At 65.8% G+C, this 24,447-nt stretch carries 24 protein-coding genes; 7 read left to right on the top strand and 17 right to left on the bottom strand.

The features are described 5' to 3' along the window. The first annotated feature begins 38 nt into the window (after positions 1-38). The gene (locus tag FOB72_RS21395; protein ID WP_223851736.1) at positions 39-1,028 is read left to right on the top strand and encodes a tripartite tricarboxylate transporter substrate binding protein; all 990 of its coding nucleotides are present in this window, start codon (positions 39-41) and stop codon (positions 1,026-1,028) included. A gap of 42 nt (positions 1,029-1,070) precedes the next feature. Here FOB72_RS21395 and FOB72_RS21390 read toward each other — a convergent pair whose 3' ends face one another. From FOB72_RS21390 to hppD, 5 genes are all read right to left on the bottom strand, one after another. Continuing rightward, complete coding sequence (locus tag FOB72_RS21390; RefSeq protein WP_223851735.1) at positions 1,071-1,589, bottom strand: DUF3455 domain-containing protein; 519 nt, start codon at positions 1,587-1,589, stop codon at positions 1,071-1,073. Positions 1,590-1,643: 54 nt separating this feature from the next. Beyond that, positions 1,644-1,931, bottom strand: coding sequence for a putative quinol monooxygenase (locus tag FOB72_RS21385; protein ID WP_150374716.1), 288 nt, complete (start codon positions 1,929-1,931; stop codon positions 1,644-1,646). A gap of 7 nt (positions 1,932-1,938) precedes the next feature. Beyond that, positions 1,939-2,646, bottom strand: coding sequence for a glutathione S-transferase N-terminal domain-containing protein (locus tag FOB72_RS21380; protein ID WP_150374715.1), 708 nt, complete (start codon positions 2,644-2,646; stop codon positions 1,939-1,941). 68 nt (positions 2,647-2,714) lie between these two features. After that, positions 2,715-3,911 carry an amino acid aminotransferase gene (locus tag FOB72_RS21375; protein ID WP_150374714.1) on the bottom strand — a complete coding sequence of 399 codons (1,197 nt, stop codon included), beginning with the start codon at positions 3,909-3,911 and terminating at the stop codon, positions 2,715-2,717. Between the two features lie 130 nt (positions 3,912-4,041). Further along, complete coding sequence (gene hppD / locus FOB72_RS21370; protein ID WP_150374713.1) at positions 4,042-5,115, bottom strand: 4-hydroxyphenylpyruvate dioxygenase; 1,074 nt, start codon at positions 5,113-5,115, stop codon at positions 4,042-4,044. Positions 5,116-5,373: 258 nt separating this feature from the next. Between hppD and FOB72_RS21365 the strand changes: the two genes are divergently transcribed. Beyond that, positions 5,374-5,847: an Lrp/AsnC family transcriptional regulator gene (locus FOB72_RS21365; protein WP_150374712.1), complete on the top strand. Its 474-nt coding sequence runs from the start codon at positions 5,374-5,376 to the stop codon at positions 5,845-5,847. A 20-nt stretch (positions 5,848-5,867) separates the two neighbouring features. On the opposite strand, the gene FOB72_RS21360 is transcribed toward FOB72_RS21365, so the two are convergent. Continuing rightward, positions 5,868-7,295 carry an aldehyde dehydrogenase family protein gene (locus FOB72_RS21360; RefSeq protein ID WP_150374711.1) on the bottom strand — a complete coding sequence of 476 codons (1,428 nt, stop codon included), beginning with the start codon at positions 7,293-7,295 and terminating at the stop codon, positions 5,868-5,870. Positions 7,296-7,409: 114 nt separating this feature from the next. Between FOB72_RS21360 and FOB72_RS21355 the strand changes: the two genes are divergently transcribed. After that, a complete protein-coding gene (locus tag FOB72_RS21355) occupies positions 7,410-8,294 on the top strand; it encodes a LysR family transcriptional regulator (protein WP_150374710.1) in 885 nt (294 codons plus the stop codon). 9 nt (positions 8,295-8,303) lie between these two features. Here FOB72_RS21355 and FOB72_RS21350 read toward each other — a convergent pair whose 3' ends face one another. Together FOB72_RS21350 and FOB72_RS21345 are read right to left on the bottom strand one after the other, a co-directional pair. Beyond that, a complete protein-coding gene (locus FOB72_RS21350) occupies positions 8,304-8,636 on the bottom strand; it encodes a thioredoxin family protein (protein ID WP_150374709.1) in 333 nt (110 codons plus the stop codon). Between the two features lie 41 nt (positions 8,637-8,677). Continuing rightward, on the bottom strand, positions 8,678-11,059 hold the full coding sequence (locus FOB72_RS21345; RefSeq protein WP_150377310.1) for an ATP-dependent DNA helicase: 2,382 nt from the start codon (positions 11,057-11,059) through the stop codon (positions 8,678-8,680). A 134-nt stretch (positions 11,060-11,193) separates the two neighbouring features. Between FOB72_RS21345 and FOB72_RS21340 the strand changes: the two genes are divergently transcribed. After that, positions 11,194-11,997, top strand: coding sequence for an exodeoxyribonuclease III (locus FOB72_RS21340; protein ID WP_150374708.1), 804 nt, complete (start codon positions 11,194-11,196; stop codon positions 11,995-11,997). 52 nt (positions 11,998-12,049) lie between these two features. On the opposite strand, the gene FOB72_RS21335 is transcribed toward FOB72_RS21340, so the two are convergent. The 4 genes from FOB72_RS21335 to FOB72_RS21320 all read right to left on the bottom strand — a co-directional run bounded on the left by FOB72_RS21335 (position 12,050) and on the right by FOB72_RS21320 (position 14,724). After that, positions 12,050-12,670, bottom strand: coding sequence for a TetR/AcrR family transcriptional regulator (locus tag FOB72_RS21335; RefSeq protein ID WP_150374707.1), 621 nt, complete (start codon positions 12,668-12,670; stop codon positions 12,050-12,052). 228 nt (positions 12,671-12,898) lie between these two features. Beyond that, complete coding sequence (locus FOB72_RS21330) at positions 12,899-13,273, bottom strand: hypothetical protein (protein ID WP_150374706.1); 375 nt, start codon at positions 13,271-13,273, stop codon at positions 12,899-12,901. A gap of 283 nt (positions 13,274-13,556) precedes the next feature. Further along, a complete protein-coding gene (locus tag FOB72_RS21325; protein WP_150374705.1) occupies positions 13,557-14,267 on the bottom strand; it encodes a fumarylacetoacetate hydrolase family protein in 711 nt (236 codons plus the stop codon). Positions 14,268-14,301: 34 nt separating this feature from the next. Next, the gene (locus FOB72_RS21320) at positions 14,302-14,724 is read right to left on the bottom strand and encodes a VOC family protein (RefSeq protein ID WP_150374704.1); all 423 of its coding nucleotides are present in this window, start codon (positions 14,722-14,724) and stop codon (positions 14,302-14,304) included. A gap of 125 nt (positions 14,725-14,849) precedes the next feature. On the opposite strand from FOB72_RS21320, the gene FOB72_RS21315 reads away from it, so the two are divergent. After that, a complete protein-coding gene (locus FOB72_RS21315; RefSeq protein WP_150374703.1) occupies positions 14,850-15,734 on the top strand; it encodes a LysR family transcriptional regulator in 885 nt (294 codons plus the stop codon). A 21-nt stretch (positions 15,735-15,755) separates the two neighbouring features. Here the strand turns inward: FOB72_RS21315 and FOB72_RS21310 are convergent, their stop codons facing one another. Both FOB72_RS21310 and FOB72_RS21305 read right to left on the bottom strand, forming a co-directional pair. After that, complete coding sequence (locus FOB72_RS21310) at positions 15,756-17,072, bottom strand: MFS transporter (protein ID WP_150374702.1); 1,317 nt, start codon at positions 17,070-17,072, stop codon at positions 15,756-15,758. Positions 17,073-17,130: 58 nt separating this feature from the next. Next, positions 17,131-17,718, bottom strand: coding sequence for a TetR/AcrR family transcriptional regulator (locus FOB72_RS21305; protein ID WP_150374701.1), 588 nt, complete (start codon positions 17,716-17,718; stop codon positions 17,131-17,133). Between the two features lie 123 nt (positions 17,719-17,841). On the opposite strand from FOB72_RS21305, the gene FOB72_RS21300 reads away from it, so the two are divergent. Together FOB72_RS21300 and FOB72_RS21295 are read left to right on the top strand one after the other, a co-directional pair. Beyond that, positions 17,842-18,606, top strand: coding sequence for an SDR family NAD(P)-dependent oxidoreductase (locus tag FOB72_RS21300; protein WP_150377309.1), 765 nt, complete (start codon positions 17,842-17,844; stop codon positions 18,604-18,606). 207 nt (positions 18,607-18,813) lie between these two features. Next, positions 18,814-20,760, top strand: coding sequence for a methyl-accepting chemotaxis protein (locus FOB72_RS21295; RefSeq protein WP_223851734.1), 1,947 nt, complete (start codon positions 18,814-18,816; stop codon positions 20,758-20,760). Here FOB72_RS21295 and FOB72_RS21290 read toward each other — a convergent pair whose 3' ends face one another. From FOB72_RS21290 to cfa, 3 genes are all read right to left on the bottom strand, one after another. Then, positions 20,761-21,783 carry a BON domain-containing protein gene (locus FOB72_RS21290; protein WP_191002370.1) on the bottom strand — a complete coding sequence of 341 codons (1,023 nt, stop codon included), beginning with the start codon at positions 21,781-21,783 and terminating at the stop codon, positions 20,761-20,763. A gap of 226 nt (positions 21,784-22,009) precedes the next feature. Further along, a complete protein-coding gene (locus FOB72_RS21285) occupies positions 22,010-22,954 on the bottom strand; it encodes a patatin-like phospholipase family protein (RefSeq protein ID WP_150374699.1) in 945 nt (314 codons plus the stop codon). 162 nt (positions 22,955-23,116) lie between these two features. Next, positions 23,117-24,352 carry a cyclopropane fatty acyl phospholipid synthase gene (gene cfa, locus FOB72_RS21280; protein WP_150374698.1) on the bottom strand — a complete coding sequence of 412 codons (1,236 nt, stop codon included), beginning with the start codon at positions 24,350-24,352 and terminating at the stop codon, positions 23,117-23,119. Between the last annotated feature and the right edge of the window lie 95 nt (positions 24,353-24,447).

Raw genomic sequence — 24,447 nt, 5'->3', positions numbered from 1 at the left:
CCCCGCGAGCAGGACACCCCGAGAAGGAGGAGACAACGATGAACAATAAAAGCATTCGCAACACCATCCGCAACCGCGTCGGCGCGGCGATCGCGGGGGCCATGCTCGTACTGGCTCCCGCCGCAGGCCACGCCGATACCTATCCGAGCAAGCCCGTACGTCTGATCGTGCCGTTCCCACCCGGTGGCTCCGTGGACTATGTCGCGCGCACGATCTCGCAGAAGTTCTCGGAGAATCTCGGCCAGACGGTGGTCGTCGACAACCGCGGCGGTGCGTCGGGCACGATCGGCACCGCGGAGGCCGCGCGAGCGGCGCCTGACGGCTACACGTTGCTGCTGGTGTTCGACTCGCACGCCGTGAACCAGAGCCTGTACGACATCAAGTACGACACCTTCAAGTCGTTCGATTATGTGAGCCTGATCGGAACGATGCCTATGGCCGTCGTCACATCGAAGAAGTCCGGGCTGACGTCGCTGCAGGCGTTGCTGTCGAAAGCGAAAGCGAATCCCGGCGGCGTGACCTACGGATCTTCGGGAGTGGGGGGCTCCAATCACCTCAACCCCGTCGCTTTCGGCAAGAAAGCGGGGATCGACCTGATGCATGTGCCGTACCGCGGCGGCGGCCCGATGCTCACGGCACTACTGGGCGGCGAGGTCGATATGGTGATCGCCAGCCTGCCGACGGTGATCAACTACGAGAAGACCGGCCGCGCGCATATCGTCGCTATCGCGAGCAAGGATCCTGCGCCGCAGTTGCCCGGCATTCCTACCGTCGATGCCGTGCTGCCGGGGTACGTCGCCCAGTCGTGGGTAGGCATGGTCGCGCCCGCGCAATTGCCGAAAGACGTGTTCCAGAAGATACAGGCAGCGCTGTCGAAGACGCTGGCGGATACAGCGATCCGGAACAAGATGGCCAGTGACGGGTTCAATATCGTCAGCTCCACCCCGGAGGCATTCGAGCAGCAGGTGCGGCACGAGGCCAGGCGTTGGGGAGATCTGATACGAGACGCCAACATCCGGGTCGAATGAATTGAACCGGTTCGCTGTGAGACACATGAATGGATTGGAGGGCTACTCCAGAAACACATAATCCGCGCGGTAGGGCACGCGATTTTCCTGCCCCTCCTGTGTGCAACCCTGAGCCGGTGCCACACCGCCCTCGGTCTTCAGCCGTTGCACATACCGCGTCTTCGAGAGCAGACCCGTCCCGCCGGTGCTCGTTGCCTGCAACAGCAACAACGGAATGCTGTCGGGGCCCTGGGCCTTCTGCTGCAGCACCTTGCCTGTCACCTTGCTCCCATCGGGCGCCTCCCACGTCGGTCCGGCGTAATGCCGGACGACGCGCTGCCCCGTGTCATCCTTCAGCGTCGCCTCCGGTGCGAGGAACGTCCACGACAACCGGCCGTCGTTCCCGCGCCTGCACTGATAGATCTGCACGCCCGACGCATGCATCGCGGCGATCGTGCCACGCGCGTCGGGGGGCTGTAGTTCGGGCGGAGCCGATATCCCCGACGCGCATGACGCCAGCGCGCCCGCCATGCAGGCGATGGCGACGCTTACCTTGCCAGAATGGCCGCTGAAGTTTGACATCTTGCCTCCCTGTGTCATGTACGGGAGAAGCATAGTACGCGGCGACCGAGACGTTCAACGTACCGGCGTCAGGCGCCGGATATCCAGCTGCGCAATTCCGGTGATGGTCTTGGCCAGGGCCAGGAAGGCCGGCGCATTGGCATGCGCTTCGAGATCCGCCTCGCTGCGCCAGCGTTCGATCATGACAAACGTGCCGGGCTGGCTGGTGTCCGTGCTCAGGTCATACTGCTCGCAGCCTGGCTCCGTTCTGACCGCCTCGACAGCGCGGACGAGCGCATCGCGGACAATGGTTTCCGAGCCCGATTGCGCGGTAATGGTTGCGACAACGACGATGGGTTGCATGATGGGATCAGTCGCGCGAAGGAATGTTCACCGCGCGCTGCACGGCGGGCCGAGCCACGAATGCTTCGAGCACGCGTGACACTTCGGGGAAGTCCTGGATGCCGACGATATCGCCCGCTTCGTAGAAGCCCACGAGATTGCGCACCCACGGGAACGTCGCCATATCGGCGATCGTGTAGTCGTCGCCCATGATCCACGCGCGGCCCTTGAGCCGTTCGTTGAGCACGCCCAGCAGCCGCTTCGACTCCGCCACGTAGCGGTCGCGCGGACGCTTGTCCTCGTACTCCTTGCCCGCGAACTTGTGGAAGAACCCCAGCTGGCCGAACATCGGACCGATGCCGCCCATCTGGAACATCACCCACTGGATGGTCTCGTAGCGCGTGGCCGGATCGGCCGACATGAACTTGCCGGTCTTCTCGGCCAGATAGATCAGGATCGCGCCCGATTCGAACAGCGCCAGCGGCTTGCCGCCAGGACCGTCGGGATCGAGGATCGCCGGGATCTTGTTGTTCGGATTGAGCGAGAGAAACGCGGGCGAGAGCTGATCGTTGCTGTCGAAGCGCACGGCATGCGGTTCGTACGGCAGACCGGTCTCTTCGAGCATCAGCGACACCTTGATGCCGTTGGGCGTGGGCAGCGAGTAAAGCTGCAGGCGGTCAGGGTGGGAGGCAGGCCACTTGTCGTGAATCGGGAACGAGGCCAAAGTTGAAGCCATGAAAACTCCGTGCGGATAGGGAATGGCCGAAATGGTACCCCCATCCGCAGGAGCTTGCTGACAGTCGCTTAATCCTTCAGGACCTGTCCGATGGCATGGGCCACGACGCCCACGTTTCGCTCGTTCAAGCCAGCCACGCACATACGGCCCGAACGCAGCAGATACACGCCATGCTCGTTCTTGAGGCGATCGACCTGATCGGCCGTCAGCCCCGTGTACGTGAACATGCCGCGCTGCTTGATGTAACGCGACAGCTTCTCGCCGGTCACATGCTCGCGCAGCTGGTCATGGATGGCCTGACGCATGCGCGCGATACGATCGCACATCGAGGCCAGTTCCTGCTGCCAGCTCGCGCGCAGATCGGGCGAGGTCAGCACGCGAGCCACCACGCGCGCGCCATGCGTCGGCGGGTTGCTGTAGTTCGCGCGCACGGCACCGGTCAGCTGACCGAGCACGCGGCCCGCTTCGTCGGCGCTCTGGCAGATCACGCTCAGTCCGCCGCAACGCTCGCCATACAGCGAGAAGTTCTTCGAGAACGAATTGGCGACGAGCGCCGGCACGCCCTGGCGCGCGAGTTCGCGCACGACGAACGCGTCGTCATCGAGGTTCGAACCGAAACCCTGATAGGCCATATCGACGAACGGCAGCAGCTTGCGCTGCTTGACCACGTCGATGACCTGCAGCCATTGCGCGTCGTTCAGATCGACGCCGGTCGGGTTGTGGCAGCACGCATGCAGCAGCACGATGCCGCCCTGCGGAATCTGCTTGATCGCGGCAAGCATCTCGTCGAACTTCAGGCCGCCGGTCGCCGGGTCGTAGTACGGATAGCTGTTGACCTTGAAGCCCGCGCGCTCGAACACCACGCGGTGGTTCTCCCAGCTGGGGTCGCTGAGCCACAGCTCGGTGTTGGGGAAATAGCGCTTGAGGAAGTCCGCGCCGACGCGCAGCGCGCCGGAACCGCCCAGCGTCTGCAGCGTGGCGATGCGGCCATCCACGCGCGCCGGATTGTCTTCGCCGAAGACCAGCGCCTGCACGGCCTGGCGATACGCGGCCATGCCCGACATCGGCAGGTATGGCCGCGGACCCATGTCGGCCAGCAGCGCGGCTTCCGCCTCGGCCACGGCCTTCATGACGGGCAGCCGGCCATCGTCATCGAAATAGATACCGATGCTCAGGTTGACCTTGTTGGTGCGCGGGTCCTGCTGGAAGTCTTCGTTGAGCGAGAGGATGGGATCGCCCGGAAAGGCCTCGATATGTTGGAACATGGGCTGGCTTGGCAGAGAGTGGAGGGAGCGCGGGCGGCAGCACGCCGCCAAAACCGATAGCTTACGACAAAAATGACCGCGATCGGCCCCCTTGCGCCGTCTCGCGCGGGGGCCATCCCGGCAAAACCGTTCAAACCTTCAACGTGCCGCGGGCGATCTGGTCGCGCTCGAGCGACTCGAACAGCGCCTTGAAGTTGCCCTCGCCAAAGCCCTCGTCGCCGCTGCGCTGGATGTACTCGAAGAACACCGGGCCGAGCACGGTCTTGGAGAAGATCTGCAGCAGCAGCCGCGGCTTGCCGTCGGCCGTGGTGCCGTCCAGCAGGATGCCGCGCGCCTTGAGCTGGTCCACGGGCTGGCCATGTCCGGGCAGGCGCGTCTCCAGCGCTTCGTAGTAATAGTCGTTCGGTGCCGTCATCAGCTCCACGCCGGCCATCTGCAGGCGATCGATCACCTCGATGAGGTTGTCCGTCAGGAACGCGATGTGCTGGATGCCTTCGCCGTTGAACGCCATCAGGAATTCCTCGATCTGGCCGCTGCCCTTCGACGATTCCTCGTTGAGCGGAATGCGGATGCGGCCGTCGGGCGCGGTCATCGCCTTGGACGTGAGGCCCGTGTACTCGCCCTGGATGTCGAAGTAGCGGATTTCGCGGAAGTTGAAGAGGCGTTCGTAGAAGTTCGCCCAGTAGGTCATGCGGCCGCGATAGACGTTGTGCGTCAGGTGGTCGATCACGCGCAGGCCATGCCCCTCGGGGCGGCGATCGACGCCCTCGATGAACTCGAAGTCGATGTCATAGATCGACTTGCCGTCCTCGAACCGGTCGATCAGGTACAGCGGCGCGCCGCCGATACCCTTGATCGCGGGCAGGCGCAGCTCCATCGGGCCGGTCGGAATCTCCACGGGCTGCGCACCGAGTTCCAGCGCGCGGGCGTACGCCTTGTGCGAATCCTTCACGCGGAATGCCATGCCGCAGGCGCTCGGGCCGTGCTCGGCCGCGAAGTAGGCCGCCTGGCTGTGCGGCTCGCGGTTCACGATGAAGTTCACGTCGCCCTGGCGGTACAGCACCACGTCCTTCGAACGATGGCGTGCCACGAGCGTGAAGCCCATTTTCTCGAACAGCGGTTCGAGGACATTCGGCATCGGCGACGCGAATTCGACGAACTCGAATCCCATCAGCTGCATCGGGTTGTCAAAGAGGTCGGCCATGGGCGTTTGCGTGGAGAGGTCGGTCATGGAGAAATTTTATTGCGGGTGTCAGGCCCGGATATTGCAGGGATCTCGTAAATACCGAGTCGCGGGCGGGGACAAAAGATGCGATATTCCCGACTTCGGTGCACCATCCCTGCCAGCAGCGAACCATTCGAGTGTATATTCGCGCCCGCAAAATAGGATTTCGTAACATCCCAAGGGAAACCCTAGGTTGTGAGAGGAAATTTCGTAGAACTACGATAAGGAGAAATCGACGTGCAGAATCCGGAGCTCGATCGAACCGACCGGCGCTTGCTGGGCGTGCTGCAGGAACATGGACGCGCCTCCAACCTCGAACTGGCCGAGGCCATCAGCCTGTCGCCGGCGCAGACGCTGCGGCGGCATCGCCGGCTGGAAGAGGCCGGCATCATCAAGCGGTACGAGGCGCGGCTCGATAGCGCGGCGCTCGGGTTTGGGGTGACCGCGTTCATCCACGTGACGATGGAACGCGGGCACATCCGGGACTTGTCCAGGTTCAAGGGGCTGGTGGCCGAACTCGCACAGATCCAGGAGTGCTTCTCGGTGACGGGCGATATCGACTACGTGCTCAAGGTCGTGGCGCGCGACCTCAAGTCGCTGTCCGACTTTCTGCTCGATACGCTGATGCGCATACCGGGCGTGAGCGGCGTAAAGTCGAGCGTATGCCTCGACGAGATCAAGTGCACGAGCGCGATGCCGCTCGAGACCTGATCTCCCGTATCGTCCTCGGATCAAGCGGCAAATACGCCGAGCGTGGACTTCGGTTCGAGGAAGGCCTCGAGCCCGAACGTGCCGTACTCGCGGCCGAGGCCCGACTGCTTGAAGCCGCCGAACGGTGCCTTGGGCTCGTGCGCGAGCGTGTTCACCAGCACGCGTCCCGACGCGATGCGTGACGCCACGCGCCGGGCGCGTTCCGCGTCCTTGCCCATGACATACGCGGACAGTCCATACGTGGTGTCGTTGGCAATCGCCACCGCGTCCGCTTCGTCGCGATACGCGATGATCGACAGCACGGGCCCGAAAATCTCCTCGCGTGCAATCGTCATGTCGTTGCGCACATCGGTGAACACCGTCGGGCGCACGAACCAGCCCGCGGACAAGCCATCGGGACGGCCCGGTCCACCGGCCACGAGCGTCGCGCCTTCCTCGAGCCCCACGCCGATATAGCGCTGCACGCGCTCCCACTGACGCTGGCTCACCATCGGACCGATGGCCGTGGCGGGGTCCGAAGGCAGGCCCGCCGGAAACTGGCCGATGGCGTCGCGAATATGGGCTTCGAACTCGGCCTTGCGCGCGGCGGGCACGAGAACGCGCGTGCCCGCGATGCAGGCCTGCCCGCTGTTCATAAAGCCGGCCTGCAGCACCATCGGCACGACTTCCGCAAAATCCGCGTCGTCGAGGACGATCGTCGGCGACTTGCCGCCGAGCTCGAGCGTCACGCGCTTGAGCGTGTCCGCCCCGGCGCGCACGATGGCCTTGCCCACCGCGGTGGAGCCCGTGAACGAGATCTTGGCCACATCGGGATGCGCGGTGATGGCCGCGCCCACCACATCGCCACGGCCCGTCACGATATGGAACGCTCCCGGGGGCAGGTCGGCTTCATGCAGCGCCTCGGTCACGATGCGCGTTTGCAGCGCGCTCATCTCGCTGGGTTTGATGACCGCCGGGCAGCCGGCCGCGAGCGCCGTGGCGAGCTTGCCCGTGATAAAGCTGGCATTGGCATTCCACGGCGTGATGAGGCCGGCCACGCCGACCGGCGTCATCGTGACTTCCGCGGTGCCCGCGCGCCGCGCGAACGGATAGTCGCGCAGCACGTCGGCGGTATGCGCGATGACGTCGGCGGCATAGTCCACCATCCAGCGCGCGCGGCTGATCGGCGCGCCATATTCCTCGATGACCGCGTCGAACAGTTCCGCCTCGCGCTTGCGGACTGCGGTTTCCATCCGCGCGAGCCATGCAAGCCGTTCTTCGCGGCTGGCACTGGCGATGCGCGGCAAGGCGGCCTTGGCGGCGGCGATCGCCGCGCCGGCGTCGGCCTCGTCGGCGAGCCGCACGCGGCCGATGGTCTGCTCGGTGGCCGGGTTGAAGAGATCGAACCATTCTTCGCCGTGCGGGGTGACGAAGGCGCCGTTGATATAGATCTTGTCGATGGTGTGCATGGTGAGCGTCAAATAGCGGGAAAGTTGGGTTGCTTTCAATGTAGGCGCGCACCATTGGCCCGTCTAGCCATACAATCGAGGATGAATCGTTGAATAGATCGGGATAATTCGAGGATGCAGACCAGTGGCTTACAGGAACTCGAGGCGGTGCTTGCGGTGGCCCGGCACAAAAGCTTTCGCGCGGCGGCGGTAGAACTCGGCGTCTCGACCTCGGCGCTATCGCACGGTATCGCGGCGCTCGAAGGCCGCATCGGCGTGCGGCTGTTCAATCGCACCACACGTAGCGTGGCGTTGTCGGAGGCCGGCGCGCAGTTCGTCGATAACGTGGCGCCGGCGCTGGCGTCGATCCGCGACGCGCTGACGCAGGCGGGCAGCTATGGCGAAACGCCGCGCGGCACGCTGCGCATCAATACGTCGGTCGGCGCGGCCAGACAGGTGCTGCCGATCTTTCTCGAATACGGCCGGCGTTACCCCGACATGCAACTCGACGTCGTCACCGAGGGCCGGCTGATCGATATCGTCGTGGCGGGATTCGACGCGGGCATCCGGCTGCTCGAAGCCGTGCCGCAGGACATGGTGGCCATCCCGTTCGGACCCGATCAGCGCATGGTGGTGGTGGGCACGCCCGGGTACTTCGAGAAGCATCCGGTGCCGCAGTCGCCGATGGATCTGCTGCAGCATCGCTGCATCCGCGCGCGCATGGCGAGCGGGTCGATCTATCGCTGGGAGTTCACGCGCCATGGCGAGATGCTCGAGGTGGACGTGCCCGGCCCGATCACGCTCGACGACGCGTCGCTGATGACGGCCGCCGTGCGCGAGGGCGAATGCCTGGCGTACCTGAGCGAATGGAACGCGCTGCCCGATATCGCGGCCGGGCGCCTCGTGCGCGTGCTCGAGGACTGGACGCCGTCGTATGGCCGGCTGTGCCTGTATTACCCGAGCCGCCGCAATATCCCGGCGGGCCTGCGCGCGCTCGTGGAGATGATGCGCGAGGCCTGAATGGCTGGGTTAGCCGGCGGCCTCGATACTCGCCATGGCTTCCGCGATGGCGTTCGCGTCGGTGGGCCGCACGAGGCGCGCGACTTCCTGCCCGTCGCGCAGGAACACGAGCGTGGGCCAGAGCTTGACGCGGAACGAACGGCCGAGCGGCCGGCCGCTGCCGTCCTCGATCTTGACGTGGCGGATGGACGGATGCGTCGCGAACGCGGTCTCGATCAGCGGCTGCGCGCGCATGCAGAAGCCGCACCACGGGGCGCCGAACTCGAGCAGCGTGGCGCCGGACAGCGCATCGATCTCGGCGCGCGCCGGTTCGGTGGCGGCAAAGGTCTTGGTCATGCTCATCGTTAGGTGTCTCCTGGTCTCGCGGATGAGGTGGCCCACGCTTACGCGAAAATCGCGCCAGCGGCATCCGGCCCGGATTGCGAGTCGTGCTGAAGCGCATTGTGCCGCGAAAATTCACGATGTGCAGGCCGCCACCACGCGGGCAACAATGCAAGAATTTCCGCATCGGCAAACCGATCGTCGATGAGCCAGACCACACCCCGATCCGCATCGGTACGGATGACCCGGCCCGCAGCCTGCACCACCTTGCGCAGTCCCGGATACAGGTACGCATAGGCATATCCCTGTCCGAACAGCTGCTCCATGCGCTCGCGCAACTGCTCGTTGACGGGATTGATCTGCGGCAGCCCGAGCGTCGCCACGAACGCGCCGATCAGCCGGTCGCCGGGAAGATCGACACCCTCCGAAAAGCTGCCGCCCAGCACCGCGAAACCGATGCCGCGTCCGCCCGCGACAAAGCCATCGATAAACGCGGCCTGATTCGCTTCGTCCATGCCGCGCGCCTGCAGCCGGCACGGCACGTCCGGGTAGTGACGCGCGAACAGTTCGGCCGCGCGTTGCAGATAGTCATGGCTGCTGAAGAACGCAAGGTAGTTGCCGGGCCGCGCCGCATATTGCTCGCCCATCAGCTGCACGAGCGCGGGTAGCGTACGGTCGCGGTCGCGATAGCGCGTGGAGATGCGCGTGGCGATATGGACGTCGAGCTGCTCGGCGCGGAACGGCGAGGGCACCTCGACCCAGGCCGTGCGCGCCGGCAGCCCGAGCATGTCGTTGTAGTAATCGACGGGCTGCAGCGTGGCCGAAAACAGCGTGGTCGAATGCGCGCCGGCAAAGCGTGGGCGCAGGAATGGCGCGGGCAGAAGATTGCGCACGCATGGCAACGCATCCACGCCACGCGCGGCGGACCGAACATCGCGGGGCCGACGCGTGAGATCGAACACCGAATGCTGGCCGCCGTGCTCCGCCATCTGCTCGGCCAGGCGCACGAACTGCAGCGCGTCGAAATAGAACCGTTCGAGCTCGGCATCGTGGCGTTCGTGCGCGGGACCGGCGGCGCTCATCTGCTCGAGGATCGCCGCGCAGCATTGCGTGAGCGCATCGATAAAGCCCGCCGGGGCCGTCTCCATCCTCTCGTAAGCGGCATCGCCCTGGCGTGCCAGCGCGCGCCATTGCCGGTTGACGCGCTCGATCGGCTTCGCCAGCCCCTTGGGGGCCGTCTTGCGCATCGCGCGGAACGCGATGGGATCGAGCTCGGCCGTGTACATCGCGCGAGCGCGTTCGACGAGGTTGTGCGCTTCATCGACGAGCACACTCACGCGCCAGCCGTTGATCACGGTGAGCGCGTACAGCATCGCATTGCGGTCGAAGTAGTAGTTGTAGTCGGCGACCACCACATCGCTCCAGCGCACCATCTCCTGTGCGAGGAAATACGGACAGATCGCATGCGCGCGCGCGATCTCGCGCAAGGCCCCGCGATCGAGCCGAAGGGTGTGACTGGCCGCGTCGCTCGCCGCCTCGCGCGCGGCGGGCAGCCGGTCGTAGAACCCGTGCGCGAGCGGACACGAGGCGCCATGGCAGGCCAGCTCCGGGTGTTCGCAGGCCTTGTCGCGCGCGACGAGTTCGATCACGCGCAGCGGGCCGCCATCGCGGCCGCGCAGTTTTGCCGTGGCCTCCAGTGCCACCGCGCGGCCCGTCGAGCGTGCCGACAGGAAAAACAGCTTGTCGATCTGCTGCCCCGGCATGGCCTTGAGCGCGGGGAACACGGTGCCGATGGACTTGCCGATACCGGTCGGCGCCTGCGTCAGCAGCGTGCGGCCCGAGGCATTGGCCTTGTAGACCGACTCGGCCAGCGTGCGCTGCCCCGGCCGGAAGTCGTCGTGCGGAAAGGAGAGAGCGGCCAGGCCGGTATCGCGCGCATGCCGATGGGCCAGCTCGCGTTCGGCCCATGCGAGAAAGCACTGGCACTGGCGTTCGAATGCCTCGCGCAGCATGGCCGCGTCGCAGCGCTCGGTTTCCACGCGTTCCTGCTGGCTCAGGATGTCGAAGTAGACGACCGCGACCTCGATCTCTGCAAGATTTTCCTGCGCGCATAACATCCACGCGTAGGTTTTAGCCTGCGCCCAGTGGAGCGCGCGATGGTTGTCGGGCACCGCCGCGCCTTCGCCGCGCACGGTCTTGATTTCTTCGAGCCGGTTGGCGGCGCGGTCGTAACCGTCGGCCCGGCCTCGCACGCGCAGGCCCGCGAAGTCCATGCTCAGCGCCACTTCCGCGCGATAGTCCGCGCCGCGCCGCCGCGTCACCACGCCATGGCCCGCCACGCCTTCCTGCGCCGTGGGCGAGGGCGTAAAGCGCAGGTCGAGGTCGCCGGCCTTGGCCGTGAACTCGCACAGCGTGCGCACTGCGACGGTATAGCGCGGAGACAAGACGGAGGGGGCGTCGGACAAGGCTGGGACGGACAATCGGTGAACTGTATGAATATACAGTGTCCGTCGCCGGTGCGGGAAGGATTCTTGCAACGGCCTCCCGCATGACCGTCCCGTTGTCTACCATAGGTCTCATGCGCAAGCCAAAATCCCTCAAGATCGCCACGTTCAACATCAACGGCATCCGCACGCGCCTGCCCGCGTTGCTGGCGTGGCTCGAACGCGAAGCGCCCGATGCCGTATGCCTGCAGGAGCTGAAGACCATCGACTCGGGCTTCCCGATCGACGAGATCCGCGCGGCCGGCTATGGCGCGATCTGGCACGGGCAGAAGTCGTGGAACGGCGTGGCCATTCTGGCGCGCGGCGCGGACCCGATCGAGGCGCGCCGCGGCCTGCCGGGCGCGGAAGACGATACGCAGAGCCGTTACCTCGAGGCAGCGGTGCAAGGCGTGCTCGTCGCCTGCCTCTATCTTCCCAATGGCAATCCGCAGCCCGGCCCGAAGTTCGACTACAAGCTCGCGTGGTTCGAACGGCTGATCCGTCATGCAAAGGGGCTGTTCGACAGCGGCCATCCGGTGGTGCTCGCGGGCGACTACAACGTGGTGCCGACCGACGACGATATCTACAACACGCGCTCGTGGCTCAAGGATGCGCTATTGCAGCCCGAGTCGCGTGCTTGCTATCGGCGGTTGCTCGACCAGGGCTGGACCGATGCCCTGCGCGCGCGGTATCCGGACGAGCGGATCTATACGTTCTGGGATTATTTCCGGCAGCACTGGCAGACCAATTCGGGGCTCCGCATCGATCATCTGCTGCTGAGCGCCGATCTCGCGCCGCGTCTGACAGGCGCCGGCGTGGATCGCTGGGTCCGGGGCGAGCCGCACGCGAGCGATCATGCGCCGACTTGGGTCACGCTCGACATGGGCAAGCGCAAATGACGACGCGCGCCGTTCCGCGGGGAAGGCGCGCGTTCGATATCGCCAGGCGGTCTTACGCCGGCATGGCTTCGACTGCCTCGCGCGGCGCGCGATGGTGCGCGGCCGGGTCGGTCGACACCGCGCCGATCAGCATGTCGGATGCGGCTTCGAAGCGATCGTTGGAGCCCGACATGCGGGCCGTGATCACACCGTTCTGCACGGCGCCGTAGATCACCTTGGCCAGCGCTTCGGGCGCGACGGCACCGGGGCAGCCACGGGCCTCTTCGGCACGTTGCAGCAGACGCGTGAGCCACGCTTCGTTCATCTGGAAGTGCGCCTGCAGCAGCGCGCGAACCTGTTCGGGCATCGTCACGACTTCCGCGGACAGCATGCCGGCAAGGCAGGCGTTGCCGAGGTCGATCGTTGCGTTCAGCGGTTGCAGGTATTGCTGCGCCTGTTCGGCCAGCGGGAGGGATGGATCGATCGCGTGGATGCGATCGGACACGGATGCCGTATACAGCTTCACCGCTTCCAGAACCAGGTCGTCCTTGGTCGGGAAGTAGTAATGAATGCTTGAGGTCTTCACGCCCACAAGCTCCGCCAGGTCACGGTAGCTGAATCCGTTGTATCCGCGGCGCTGGATGAGAACCAGCGTGTGGGCCAGCAATTGGTCGCGTACGGATGTTGTTTTCATGACGCTTGTCTATCGTGGGATAGACCCTCCTTGTTACTACGCCGCCGATTCAGATCGACAGCGTTCGCGCAACTAGCGAGAGCAGCGCGCCACTCCCCAGGCAAAGCGCTACCCATCCGCCCAGAATCAGGGCACTGTCACGCCAACTCATTTGGAAACTCCGATTCATCCGGGGTCGATCGGCCGGCGGCGTCATGTGCAATCGATGCGGACGCCGCCGGTCTGTGATTACGCACGGGCACCGTCGGTGTAGACGTCGCGGGTGCGGGCACCGTCGGTGTACACGTCACGGGTACGCGACGGTTCGGCCGATACGCCGGTGCGGTCCAGGCCAGCCACCAGGCCATCGCGGTTGGTCACGCGGGCACCGTCGGTGTAGCCGTCGCGGTTGCTGATGCGCGCGCCTTGCGAATACACGTCGCGGGCATCGGTCACGCGAGCGCCTTGCGAGTAGACGTCGCGGGCGTCGTTGACGCGGAAGTTGTAGCCGTAGCGGTCGCCGGCATGCGTGCTGTCCACCGGGCCCTGGGCTTGTGCGGCGCCGGAAGCGAATGCTGCGGCGACGGCGAAAGTGGCGGCGGTGAGGATGGTCTTGGCATTCATGATCTGCTCCTTATTCGTTTCCGGTCGATGTTATCTACTACTAGATAGATTCACGACGCTAAAAAAAAGACCGTTGCGGTGTTTCGAATCTGTTGCAGCGGCGTCCATGTCACGAAGAATATCTACTACTAGATAGATAAGCAAGGACTTTGTGCAAAAGAATTTGAGGCGTCTCTCTAATCTGAACCCGTATTTTCTGATAACGCATTGAAAAACAAGGAAAAACGGCGCTGGCACATTGCTGCGCCAGCGCCGCCGATCCTGCCATCGATCGTGTGCGCGATCAGCCGCGCTGCCCGATCTTGAAGGCGATTTCGCCCACGCCGTCCACACCCGCGGTCACCTTGTCGCCGGGCAGCAGCGCGCCGACGCCTGCCGGCGTGCCCGTGAAGATCACGTCGCCAGGGGCGAGCTCCATGCTCTCGGAGATATAGGCGATGACGTCGGCCACGGGCCAGATCAGTTCGTCGAGATCGCCGACCTGACGTTCTTCACCGTTGACCTTGAGCCAGATCGCGCCTTTCTCGGGATGACCGATGCGCGAGGCCGGCTGCAGCGGACCGCAAGGGCCCGATGCGTCGAAGGCCTTCGACCAGTCCCACGGCCGGCTCATCTTCTTGGCCACGTCCTGCAGGTCGCGGCGCGTGAGGTCCACACCGACCGCATAGCCCCAGACGAGATCGAGCGCCTGCGCGGGGCTCACGTTACGGCCGCCCTTGCCGAGCGCGACCACGAGTTCGATCTCGTGGTGCAGGTTCTCGGTCAGCGGCGGGTAGGGCACCGAGCCCTCGGCCGCCACGACCGCATCGGCCGGCTTGGTAAAGAAGAACGGCGGCTCGCGGTCCGGATCCTTGCCCATCTCGCGGGCGTGGGCGGCGTAGTTGCGGCCCACGCAGAAGACGCGGCGGATCGGAAAGCGAGCATTGCTGTCTGCCACGGCAATGCTGGCCTGCGGGGCAGGGGCGATGACGTACTCGTTGGTGTCTGCGGTCATGGTTGACTCTTGGGTGTGAAGGGGTGTCTGGCGCTTATTTGGCAAAAACCTGCGAAAGGTCACCGAATGCCTTGAACTCGAGCGCGTTGCCCGACGGATCGAGGAAGAACATCGTGGCCTGCTCGCCCACCTCGCCCTTGAAGCGGACATACGGCTCGATCACGAACTTGGTGTCGGCCGCGCGCAGCTTGTCGGCCAGGGCCTCCCACTGCTCCATCGACAGGATCGCGCCGAAGTGGCGCACGGGCACGTCATGGCCGTCCACCGCGCTGCTGCCGCGATGGCCGCATTCGTCGGGCGACAGATGCGCGACGATCTGGTGGCCGTAGAAATCGAAATCGACCCAGGCGTCGGAACTGCGGCCTTCGGGGCAGCCGAGCAGATCGCCATAGAAGGCGCGCGCGGTCGCGAGGTCGTGAACGGGGAAAGCGAGGTGAAACAGCGGAATGGCGCTCATGGTTTCAGCGTGGTGTGGTAGGGACTGGCGTTGATTGTAAGCAGAAGCTTGCGTAATATGAAACGAATGATTTATGCCCTGAGCATCAGGATTTTTGATATGCATCCCGTTTCCGTCTTGCTGCCGTGATCCGCTATTTCCAGACCTTTCTCGTCGCCGCCGAAACGGCTTCGTTTTCGGCCGCCGGCGCGCGGCTGGGTCTGACCCAGTCCGCCGTGAGCATGCAGATTCGCCGGCTCGAAGAGGAGTTGGGCTGCCAGCTATTCGACCGATCCGGGAAATCGGTGGCGCTGAGCGAGGACGGCCGCCGGCTGCTCGACGACGCCACGCGTTTCGTGGCGCTCTATGCGTCGATGAAAGGGGCAGGCAGCCGGGCGCAGCCGGATCTCGCGCCGCTGGACCTCGGCGCGGTGTCCACGGTGCAGGCAACGCTGCTGCCCAAGGCCATGCATCGGTTTCGGGAGGGATTTCCGAACACCCATGTGAATGTGGTGCCGGGCATGTCCACGCAACTGCTGACGCAGGTGGACGCGCGCGAGCTCGATATCGCGGTGCTGGTCAGGCCGCGGCTCGGGATTCCGCCCGAACTCAAATGGCTGCATCTGCTGGACGAGCCGTTCGTGGCGATTGCGCCCGCCGGTACCGGGAACGATCTGGCGACGGTGCTGCCGACGATGCCGTTTATCCGCTACAACCGCCATTCGACCGGCGGCCAGCTCGTGGACCGCTATCTGCGGCGGCACCGGCTATGGGTGCGGGAGGGCATGGAGCTCGACGAGCCCGCGGTGATCCTGCAGATGGTGGCCGAAGGGCTCGGATGCGCGATCATTCCCGCGGCGCTCGTGCCCGTGCACGAGACGCCGAAGGTGGAACTGGTGCCGATGCCGGGGCCGGCGCCGCAGCGCGAGATCGGGGTGCTGGTGCGACAGACCGCGCTCAAGCGCGAGTCGGTGGCGGCACTGATCGCGGCGCTCGAGGCCGAGAGCGCACGGTGGCGCGTCCCGGCCTGACCTGACCGCTTGCGGCGGATATCAGGCCTTGCTGGGCTGCTGGGGGACGCCGGCTTGCGCGGCCGGCTGCGAGCGGCGCACGGCTAGCGCCATCAACGCGGCGATCAGACACGCACCGCCCGCCACGTACAGTGCCGGCGCGTAGGTCAGCAGCATCGTGCGCGAGAGGCCCGCGCCGAACGCCGCCGTGGCCGCGCCGATCTGGTGCGCGGCGAAGATCCAGCCGAACACCATCGGCGCGCGGTCTCGGCCGAAAGCGCTGCCCGCGAGCTTGATGGTCGGCGGCACGGTGGCGATCCAGTCCAGCCCATAGAACATCGCGAAGAGGGAGAGGCCGTAGAGCGTGAAGGTCGAGTGCGGCAGCCAGAACAGCGAGAGGCCGCGCAGCGCGTAGTACCAGAACAGCAGCTTGCGGCTGTCGTAACGGTCCGACAGCCAGCCCGACAGGATGGTGCCGACGAAGTCGAACGCGCCCATCATGGCCAGCGCCGAAGCGGCCGGCACGGCGGACATGCCGTAGTCTGCGCACAGCGAGATGAAGTGGGTCTGGATCAGGCCGTTGGTGGACAGCCCGCAGATAAAGAAGGTGCCGGCGAGGATCCAGAACGTCGGGTTGCGCATCGCTTCGGCCAGCACCACGAACGGCCCGCGCAGCGTGAGCGGTGCGGGCGGAGCGGCCGGCGCGGCCATGGCGGCGGCTGCCGGAGATTCGCCATAGGCGGGTTTGCCGATGTCGGACGGCCGGTTGCGCATGAACGCGAAGACGAGGCAGGCCAGCACCGCGCAGGCGATCAGCACCGGCAGCACGGCGACGCGCCATCCCATATGCTCGATCAGCCAGGCCGCCACGGGCAGGAACGCCAGTTGCCCCGTGGCCGAACTCGCGGTCAGCAGGCCGATGACGAGGCCGCGGCGCGCATGGAACCAGCGGTTGGCCACCACGGCGGCCAGCACCAGCGCGGTCATGCCCGAACCGATACCGAGCAACAGGCCCCATGCGAAGAACAGCTGCCACAGTTCGGTGGCGACGGTGGCGAGCGCCATGCCCGCGCCGATCATCGCGAGCGCCGTGCATACGACGTTACGGACGCCGAAGCGCTCCATCAGGATCGCCGAGAACGGCGCCATCAGGCCGAACAATGCAAAGCGGAACGCGAGGATCGAGGAGATCTGGTCGGTGTCCCATCCCATTTCCTTCGTCAGCGGCTTGAGGAACGCACCGGGAAGGCCGAGCGAAGCCGACGTGGTGAGCATCACGCAGAACGTGACGATGGCGATCAGCCACGCATAGTGGATGCCGTGCCGGTCGAGCCGGCGGGATAGGGCGTGCGCAAACATGGGCAGGTCTTGTTGTCGGTATGAGTGGTGCGGTTTGAGGGGGCGATTCGAGTCGTGATTACGGCTGAAGCAATTGGCGGCGCGCCGCCTCGATGATCTCTTCGGAGAGCGGATCGCCGCGCGAGGCACGGGCGATCGCCATCGTACCCACGAGTAGCGCGATCTGCGCAAGCGCGGTGTCGTTCGCTTCCGGAGTGTCGGGATTGGGCAACGTACTGCGCCAGGCATTGACCATGTCGCGCACCCCGGCCGCATAGACCGCCCGGATGGGCTTGTCGGCGGGCTCGCGCGCGATATCGCCGGTCAGCGCGGCCGCGGTGCAGCCTTCGCCGACGTGATCGCGATGGGTCGGGGACAGGTACGGGTCCGCGAGCCGGCGGCGTGCCTCCCGGCCGTCGCCGCCCGAATCGGCGATGCGCTGCGACCACTTTTCTCCCGACTCGGCGAATGCGCGCGCGCAGGCAATCGCGGCGAGTTCGTCCTTCGAGCCGAAGTGCCCATAGAACCCGCCATGCGTGAGGCCGGCATCGGCCATGACTTGTGCCACGGTCACGCCGTGGAGTCCATACTCCTTGAACAGCCTCGACGAGGAACGCTCGATGTCGATCCTGTGTTGCTCGGCCACTGCCCGGGAAGCGCGTGCCATGGAGACCACCTGAAAAAATTAAACTTGACGCGAGTTTATATGATGAACATACTTTATTAAATAAATGTTGTTCGTCATGCAAAGCTCGTTGACCTGCCAAAGGAGTAAGTCGTGCCCAATTTCGTGTCCAAGCTGTTCGATATGTCCGGCCGCGTGGCCGTCCTGACCGGTTCCACCAAAGGCATGGGCCTTGCCATGGCCCGCGCGCTCGGCGAGGCCGGTGCCAAGGTCATCGTGTCCGGCCGCAGTGCCGAAGTCTCGGAGAAGGTCGCCGCCGAGTTGAAGGCCGAAGGCATTACCGCCACCGGCATTGCCTGCGACATCGCCGACAGCGCGAGCGTGGCGGCGTTCGCGAAAGCCGCGCTTGCCACTTACGGGCGCGTGGATGCGCTGGTGCTCAATGCCGCGGCCAGTGCCGTGGTCGGCACGATCCTCGGCCAGGGCGCCGACAAGCTCGACGACGTGATCGCGGGCAACGTGCGCGGCAACCTCGAACTCGTCAACGCGCTCGCGCCGCAGATGATCGAGCGCCGCGATGGCTCCATCACGTTCATGTCGAGCATTGCCGCGCGCCGCAGCTCGCCGATGCTGGCGATGTACAGCGTCTCCAAGGCGACGATCGACATGCTCATGCGCAACTTCGCGCAGACGCTGGGGCCGCACAATATCAATGTGAACAGCATCAACCCCGGTCCCGTGCGCACCGACTTCTCGCGCGATGCGCTGTGGGGCGATCCCGAGCGCGAGAAGTTTCTCGCCGGCAATATCCCGCTGCGCCGCATCGCGGAGGCCGAGGATGTCGCCGGCCTCGCGCTGCTGCTTGCCTCGCCGGCGGGGCGCTATATCAGCGGGCAATCGATCGGTGTGGATGGCGGCGTGACGGCCTGATCCCCGCGCGCAAGAACGCCGGTTACGGTGTCGGGCATCGCCCGTGCGTGCACCACGCACGGGCGTTTCAGGCGTAACCCGCACGCCGTTTGCACCGGTTCTGTGCGGCGCAAAAAATACTGCCGCCACACGCTTCATTCCTTGGATTTGCGGCCGATACAGGGGCTGTCATTCCCCCTTGCCATCTCCGTCGATCCAAGGAGCCTCGTGCCCGCTTTTCTGTCTCCCGCCGTGCGCCTGATGGCGCGTCTGTCCATCAACCGCAAGCTGCTGTTGCTCACGGTGCTGTTCCTCATTCCGCTTTGCGGCGCGCTGATCGCCGTGTTCGCGCAGTCCGTGCAGGCCATCGCGTCCACGCGCGACGAATTGCGCGGGCTGGTCATCGTCGAGCGCGCGCTCGACTTCATGCGCGAGACGCAGGTACGCCGTGGCGCGGCGAATGGCGTGCTGTCGGGCAACAAGAGTTTTCAGGCGACGTTCGATCAGGCCGACGCGAAGGCCAGCGAGCATCTTGCCGCGCTGCTCGCCGATGCGGCGGCCGTGCCGGCGTTCGAAGTGGAAGCCGACGCGCGCAAGCTCGATGAGGCGTGGCAGAAGATTCGCAGTCTGGGGCTGAACACGCCCGCGCCGCCGCTGTTCGACCGGCATACCGCGCTGGTCAAGCAGACGCGCCTATATATCGGCGACGTGGCGGACCGCTCGTCGCTGGCGCTCGATCCCGACGCAGGTTCGTACTACCTGATCAACCTGATGGTGTCGCCGATGCCGCGGCTGGCCGAACTCGGCGCGCTCGCCCGCGGGCGCGGCGCCGGCATCATCGCGCGCGGCGGGTTTGCCGATGCCGCGCAGCAGGCGGAACTGGCCACGCTGGCCGAACAGATCCAGGACGGCCTGGAGTCCGTGCGCCGCGATGTCGCGCGCGTGTCGCGAAGCGCGCCCGCGCAGCGCGAGCGCGTGGAGGCCGTGGCGAAGAAGCTGGCCGCGATGGACAACTTCTATCGCACGATGAAGGTCAGCATGCTGGGGTCGAGCGGCATTACGATCGATGCCAAAGCCTATTTTGCCGAGGGCACTGCCGCCATCGATTCGGTGTCCGATGCCATTCACGAGTTTGCCACCCTCACGCGCGAGATGCTCGACGCGCGCATGGCGGCCGAACAGCGCGAGCTGATCCTCCTCGGCGCTATCGCGCTGCTGACCGTGGGCGCGGCCTGTTATCTGTTCGCGGGATTCAGCGTGGGCATGCGCGACGACGTGCGCGATGTGACCGAGCTCGTCACCCGCATCAATGCCGGCGATCTCGGCGTGAGTGTGGAGGCACGCGGCCGCGACGAACTCAGTGCGGTCAAGCGGCATCTGATGTCGATGGTGGAAACGCTGCGCGGGCTCATCGGCGATACGAAGGAGGGCGCGCAGAACGTGCTCGTGGCCGCGAACGAGATCGCGCAGGGCAATACGGACCTGTCGCAGCGGACCGAGGAGCAGGCCTCGTCGCTGGAACAGACCGCGGCCAGCATGGAAGAGCTGACCTCGATCGTGCAGCAGAACGCGGGCAACGCGCAGCAGGCGAGCCAGCTGGCCGGCGAGGCGTCGCGCATCGCGAGCGATGGCGGCGAGTCCGTGGCGCGCATGCGCGAGACCATGGGCGAGATCGAAGCCGATTCGCGCCGTATCGTGGAGATTATCGCGGTCATCGACGGCATCGCGTTCCAGACGAATATCCTTGCGCTCAATGCCGCCGTGGAAGCGGCGCGGGCGGGCGAAGCCGGCCGCGGGTTCGCGGTGGTGGCGAGCGAGGTGCGCAGCCTCGCGCAGCGCGCGGCCAACTCGGCCAAGGAGATTCGCACGCTGATTTCGCAATCGGTCGATCGGGTCGCCTCGGGCAACGCGCTCGCGGGCCAGACCGCCGACACGATGCACGAGATTGTCGCGGCCGTGCGGCGCGTGACGTCGATGATGGACGAGATCAGCACCGCCTCGCACGAGCAGAGCAGCGGTATCGCGCAGGTCAACCAGGCGGTGACGCAGATGGATCAGGTGACGCAGCAGAATGCCGCGCTGGTGGAAGAGGCGGCCGCGGCCGCGCAGGCCCTGCACGAGCAGGCCCTGCGCATGGAGCGGTCGGTGAGCGTATTCCGGCTCACCGGCGCCTAGTTACGAACCGTTGAAGCCGGCCGCGATGGTGTCGTCGGTCGGCTGGCGTTCCACGCGGATATTGTTCTCCACCTCGGTCACGCCGAACGTGTTGTCGGCGATGTCCTCGATGTCGTACTTCTGCGCGCGGCGCTCGACGGTACCGTTCAGCGTGACGACGCCCTTGCTGACATCGACGCTGACGTCCCGCACGTTGACGCCGCTGGCGAACGTGAGCCGCTCGCAGATCTCGTCGCGGATGCGTTCGTCGCTACGCTGGAAGTTGCGCGGGCCTGTGCGTCGTCCGCCCACCGCCTTGCCGAAACGCTGGCCCAGATCCTCGGCGCGGCGATCGTCCCAGCGGTCCCCGGTGTAACGGTCGTCCGCGCGCGTGTCCGGACGTGCGCTCTGGCGTGTGTACTGGCGTGTGTCCTGGCGTGTGTCCGACCGTGAGTAGGCGCGCTCGTCGGTGTCCGTGCGGTCGTCGTCGGGCGACCCGAACCATTCTCCGAGCACCTCGCCGATGCGATGGCCGAGGTTGTACAGCATGCCGCGATCTTCCTGCGGGTGGAAGTCCGGGCTCTCGAACGCACGGCGCGCGTCTTCGCGATAGTTGCTGCCGTAGCGGCCGCCATCGTCATTGCCGTAGCCGGAGTCGGTCCAGTAGCGGCGGTCGCTGCGCAGTTCGTCGTAGTGGGTGTCCCTGCCATAAGGACGGTCGTCGTGCCGCAGGTTCTGGCGACGCATCGGTTGCGCCGCTTGCCGCGTTCGATCCTGATCGCGGTTGCGGAACATATGCGGGCGCAGTTCGCCCCAATCGTCCTCGGCCACATCGGACCACGACGGATCGTGGTCGGCCCAGGTCTCCTGGCCGTAGCCACCGTTCATGCCGTAGCGCAGGTCGCTGCCATGGCGGCGCCGGCTGTCGCGCCACTGGCTGTCGCCTTCCGCGCCTTCCCAGGGCGGATCGCCGTCGTCGCGCATTTCTCCGTAGGCCCGCCAGGTCGGGTCCTGGCCAGGGCGGTACCGACCGGTATCGTTCATGCCCATTGCTGATCTCCTGTGGTTGCGGGATGGCCATCGGGCAGTGCCCGACGGCCGGCAGGAGAGAACAGCGGCAAGAACCGTACCGCGCCCCAGGCGGCGCGCGCAGGCACGCTTTCAGGCCGCACAGCGGCCCGCAAGCGGCGGGAGGGACACATTGAGGCGCTTAAACCCATGCGGCAACCGTGCAAGGTTGCCGCACCGCTTGTAAAGACTGCCTTCGGGCTCAGCCGTGCGAGTGGGGGTGGGAATGCGCCTCGGTGACGCCCGGCTGCGGCGGCACGCCGGTGATATCGGCGCTGCAGCTCGGCGAGGACTCGTCGTGCTCGTGCGGTTCGAGCGCGCCCGGCACGCGGCAGCTGGAGAGACCGTCCGCGCGCAGCCACGCCACCGTCGCGCTGGCCGCGCGGTCGATAAGCTCGCCGCAGCGCGTGTAGTCGTACGGGGAGACGTCGAGCGGACACAGCGGCGGCACCACGGCGATATGCGCATGATCGCGCCAGCGCTCCAGATCGTGCACGAGCTGGCGGGCGACCAGTAGCGACAGCGCGTTGAGCGCATGCTCGACGGCGCCGCGCGGCGGCCGGCGTTCCGCGCAGGCAAAGCCGGCGGGGAGCACGACGATACGCGTCGCGCCCAGCCGCACCGCCGTGGAGACCGGGGTGTTGTTGGCCACGCCGCCATCGATCAGCGCGCGGCCATCGACGTTCACGGGCGGAAAGACGCCGGGGATCGCCGCGCTGGCGAGCACGGCATCGACGATGCTGCCCGAGGACAGCACCACTTCGTCGCCAGAATGCATGTCCGTGGCCACCACATGGAGCGGCAGCGATGCCTGCTCGACGCGCGAGTCGCCGAAATGGCGCGACAGCAGCCGCTGCAGACCCATCGATTCGACCAGATGCCCGCGCTTGCCGCCCAGCATGCCGAACATGCTGCGCCAGGACCAGGGGAGAACTTCGGCGCGGCGGATGCTGCGCCACAGGCCTTCCAGCTTCGCCGTCCCTTCGGCATGCGGATGGCAGGCGAAGTAGGCGCCATTGATGGCGCCGGCGGATGCGCCGACCACCATATCGGGTTTGACGCCCCAGCCGACGAGTTCGCGCAGCATGCCTACCTCGATGGCCCCGAGGCTGCCGCCGCCAGCGAATACAAATGCGGTTTTTTCCATGGTTCGTTGCGGCGCACCATCGCCGGCATGGCTCTCATGTTTGTCGTTGTGCGACAGCATAGGCCACTTCGGCGTCGCCCAAAAGAGGGGAAATGCCAGAGGCGGGGCGTCCCCGCCCAAAGGCGTGGTGCGATGGCGACGGAAACAGGCGCGGCGGTGCGATCAGCGCACGGAGCGGTACATCCCCTGGCGGCTCCGGTGGGTCAGCACCACCTGCCACAGCTGGCCCTGCCGCGAGCGGAAAAACGCCGCGCAGACCAGCAGGTAGTACTTCCACATCCGGTAGAAGCGGTCGCCGTACTTGTGCTGCAGCGCGGGCCATGCGCGGACGAAGTTGTCCCACCACGCCATGAGCGTGCGATCGTAGTCGCGGCCGAAGTTGTGCCAGTCCTCGATCAGGAAGCGGTTCTCGACGGCGTCGGCGATCTCGGTGGCCGCGGGCAGCTTGCCGTTGGGGAACACGTACTTGTCGATCCACGGATCGGTGCCGGCGCTGCGCACGTCGATGCCGATCGTATGCAGCAGGAAGAGTCCCTCGGGCGCCAGCAACCGCTTTGCCGTCTCGAAGTACACGGGGTAGTTCTTGGGGCCGACGTGCTCGAACATGCCGACGGACACGATCTTGTCGAACTGGCCGTCCAGCTCGCGGTAGTCCTGAAGGCGCAGATCCACGGGCAGGCCCTTGCAGCGTTCCTGCGCGAGTGCGAGCTGTTCCTTCGAGACGGTCACGCCCGTGACATGCGCGCCGTAGTGTTCGGCCGCGAACTTCGCCAGGCCGCCCCAGCCGCAGCCGATATCGAGCAACGTCTCGCCGGGCTTGAGTTCGAGCTTGCGGCAGATCATGTCGAGCTTGGCGTATTGCGCCTCCTCGAGCGTGGTGGCGTTGGCCCAGTACGCGCACGAGTAGATCATGCGCGAGTCGAGCATCGCCTCGAAAATATCGTTGCCGGCGTCGTAGTGCTGCTCGCCCACCTGGAACGCGCGGCCACGCGACTGGAGGTTCATCACGCGGTGGCGCAAATGTTCGAACAGCAGCCGCGCGCGCGCGCGGCCCACGGCCGCCGATTCGATATTGGTCGTGAGCAGCCGCGTAAACAGGCCGTCGAGATCGTCGCACTCCCAGTCGCCATCCATAAAGGCTTCACCGAAGCCGAGGGACCAGCTGGTCAGGATGCGGTGATAGAGGCGGGGGTTGAGGACACGGATGTCCCAGGGGCGGTCGCCGTTGAGGCGGACATCGGCATGGGCGAGGATATCGACGATGACCTGGGGAGGTTCGGTGCTGGGAGCGGACGGTCGCGGCGGAGAAGCCGCCTGACCCGATAACGTCTGCGGCGGTACACCCGGTACCGGGCCGGATGGCGTGGCTGAACGATAGTCTGCATGCCCGTTTTGCATCGGAACTTCCTCCCATCTTGCGCTGAACCTAAGCGGAAATAAGCGAAACTTCGACGACGTGCGGCCGCCGGAGCGACCGCACTTATTATGCCTCT

Source organism: Cupriavidus pauculus (assembly GCF_008693385.1).
Lineage (GTDB): Bacteria > Pseudomonadota > Gammaproteobacteria > Burkholderiales > Burkholderiaceae > Cupriavidus > Cupriavidus pauculus_D.
The sequence above is the reverse complement of the archived record's forward strand: the minus strand, read 5'-3'. Positions and strand labels throughout refer to the sequence as shown.

Excerpts from the sequence above, each read along its gene's own strand:
- FOB72_RS21285 (WP_150374699.1), bottom strand. The coding sequence starts at position 22,954 with ATGGAAAAAACCGCATTTGTATTCGCTGGCGGCGGCAGCCTCGGGGCC.
- FOB72_RS21380 (WP_150374715.1), bottom strand. The coding sequence starts at position 2,646 with ATGGCTTCAACTTTGGCCTCGTTCCCGATTCACGACAAGTGGCCTGCC.
- FOB72_RS21360 (WP_150374711.1), bottom strand. The coding sequence starts at position 7,295 with ATGCACACCATCGACAAGATCTATATCAACGGCGCCTTCGTCACCCCG.
- FOB72_RS21375 (WP_150374714.1), bottom strand. The coding sequence starts at position 3,911 with ATGTTCCAACATATCGAGGCCTTTCCGGGCGATCCCATCCTCTCGCTC.
- FOB72_RS21340 (WP_150374708.1), top strand. The coding sequence starts at position 11,194 with ATGCGCAAGCCAAAATCCCTCAAGATCGCCACGTTCAACATCAACGGC.
- FOB72_RS21325 (WP_150374705.1), bottom strand. The coding sequence starts at position 14,267 with ATGACCGCAGACACCAACGAGTACGTCATCGCCCCTGCCCCGCAGGCC.
- FOB72_RS21305 (WP_150374701.1), bottom strand. The coding sequence starts at position 17,718 with ATGGCACGCGCTTCCCGGGCAGTGGCCGAGCAACACAGGATCGACATC.
- cfa (WP_150374698.1), bottom strand. The coding sequence starts at position 24,352 with ATGCAAAACGGGCATGCAGACTATCGTTCAGCCACGCCATCCGGCCCG.
- FOB72_RS21395 (WP_223851736.1), top strand. The coding sequence starts at position 39 with ATGAACAATAAAAGCATTCGCAACACCATCCGCAACCGCGTCGGCGCG.
- FOB72_RS21385 (WP_150374716.1), bottom strand. The coding sequence starts at position 1,931 with ATGCAACCCATCGTCGTTGTCGCAACCATTACCGCGCAATCGGGCTCG.
- FOB72_RS21390 (WP_223851735.1), bottom strand. The coding sequence starts at position 1,589 with ATGTCAAACTTCAGCGGCCATTCTGGCAAGGTAAGCGTCGCCATCGCC.
- FOB72_RS21320 (WP_150374704.1), bottom strand. The coding sequence starts at position 14,724 with ATGAGCGCCATTCCGCTGTTTCACCTCGCTTTCCCCGTTCACGACCTC.
- FOB72_RS21330 (WP_150374706.1), bottom strand. The coding sequence starts at position 13,273 with ATGAATGCCAAGACCATCCTCACCGCCGCCACTTTCGCCGTCGCCGCA.
- FOB72_RS21310 (WP_150374702.1), bottom strand. The coding sequence starts at position 17,072 with ATGTTTGCGCACGCCCTATCCCGCCGGCTCGACCGGCACGGCATCCAC.
- hppD (WP_150374713.1), bottom strand. The coding sequence starts at position 5,115 with ATGGCCGACCTCTTTGACAACCCGATGCAGCTGATGGGATTCGAGTTC.
- FOB72_RS21335 (WP_150374707.1), bottom strand. The coding sequence starts at position 12,670 with ATGAAAACAACATCCGTACGCGACCAATTGCTGGCCCACACGCTGGTT.
- FOB72_RS21355 (WP_150374710.1), top strand. The coding sequence starts at position 7,410 with ATGCAGACCAGTGGCTTACAGGAACTCGAGGCGGTGCTTGCGGTGGCC.
- FOB72_RS21350 (WP_150374709.1), bottom strand. The coding sequence starts at position 8,636 with ATGAGCATGACCAAGACCTTTGCCGCCACCGAACCGGCGCGCGCCGAG.
- FOB72_RS21290 (WP_191002370.1), bottom strand. The coding sequence starts at position 21,783 with ATGAACGATACCGGTCGGTACCGCCCTGGCCAGGACCCGACCTGGCGG.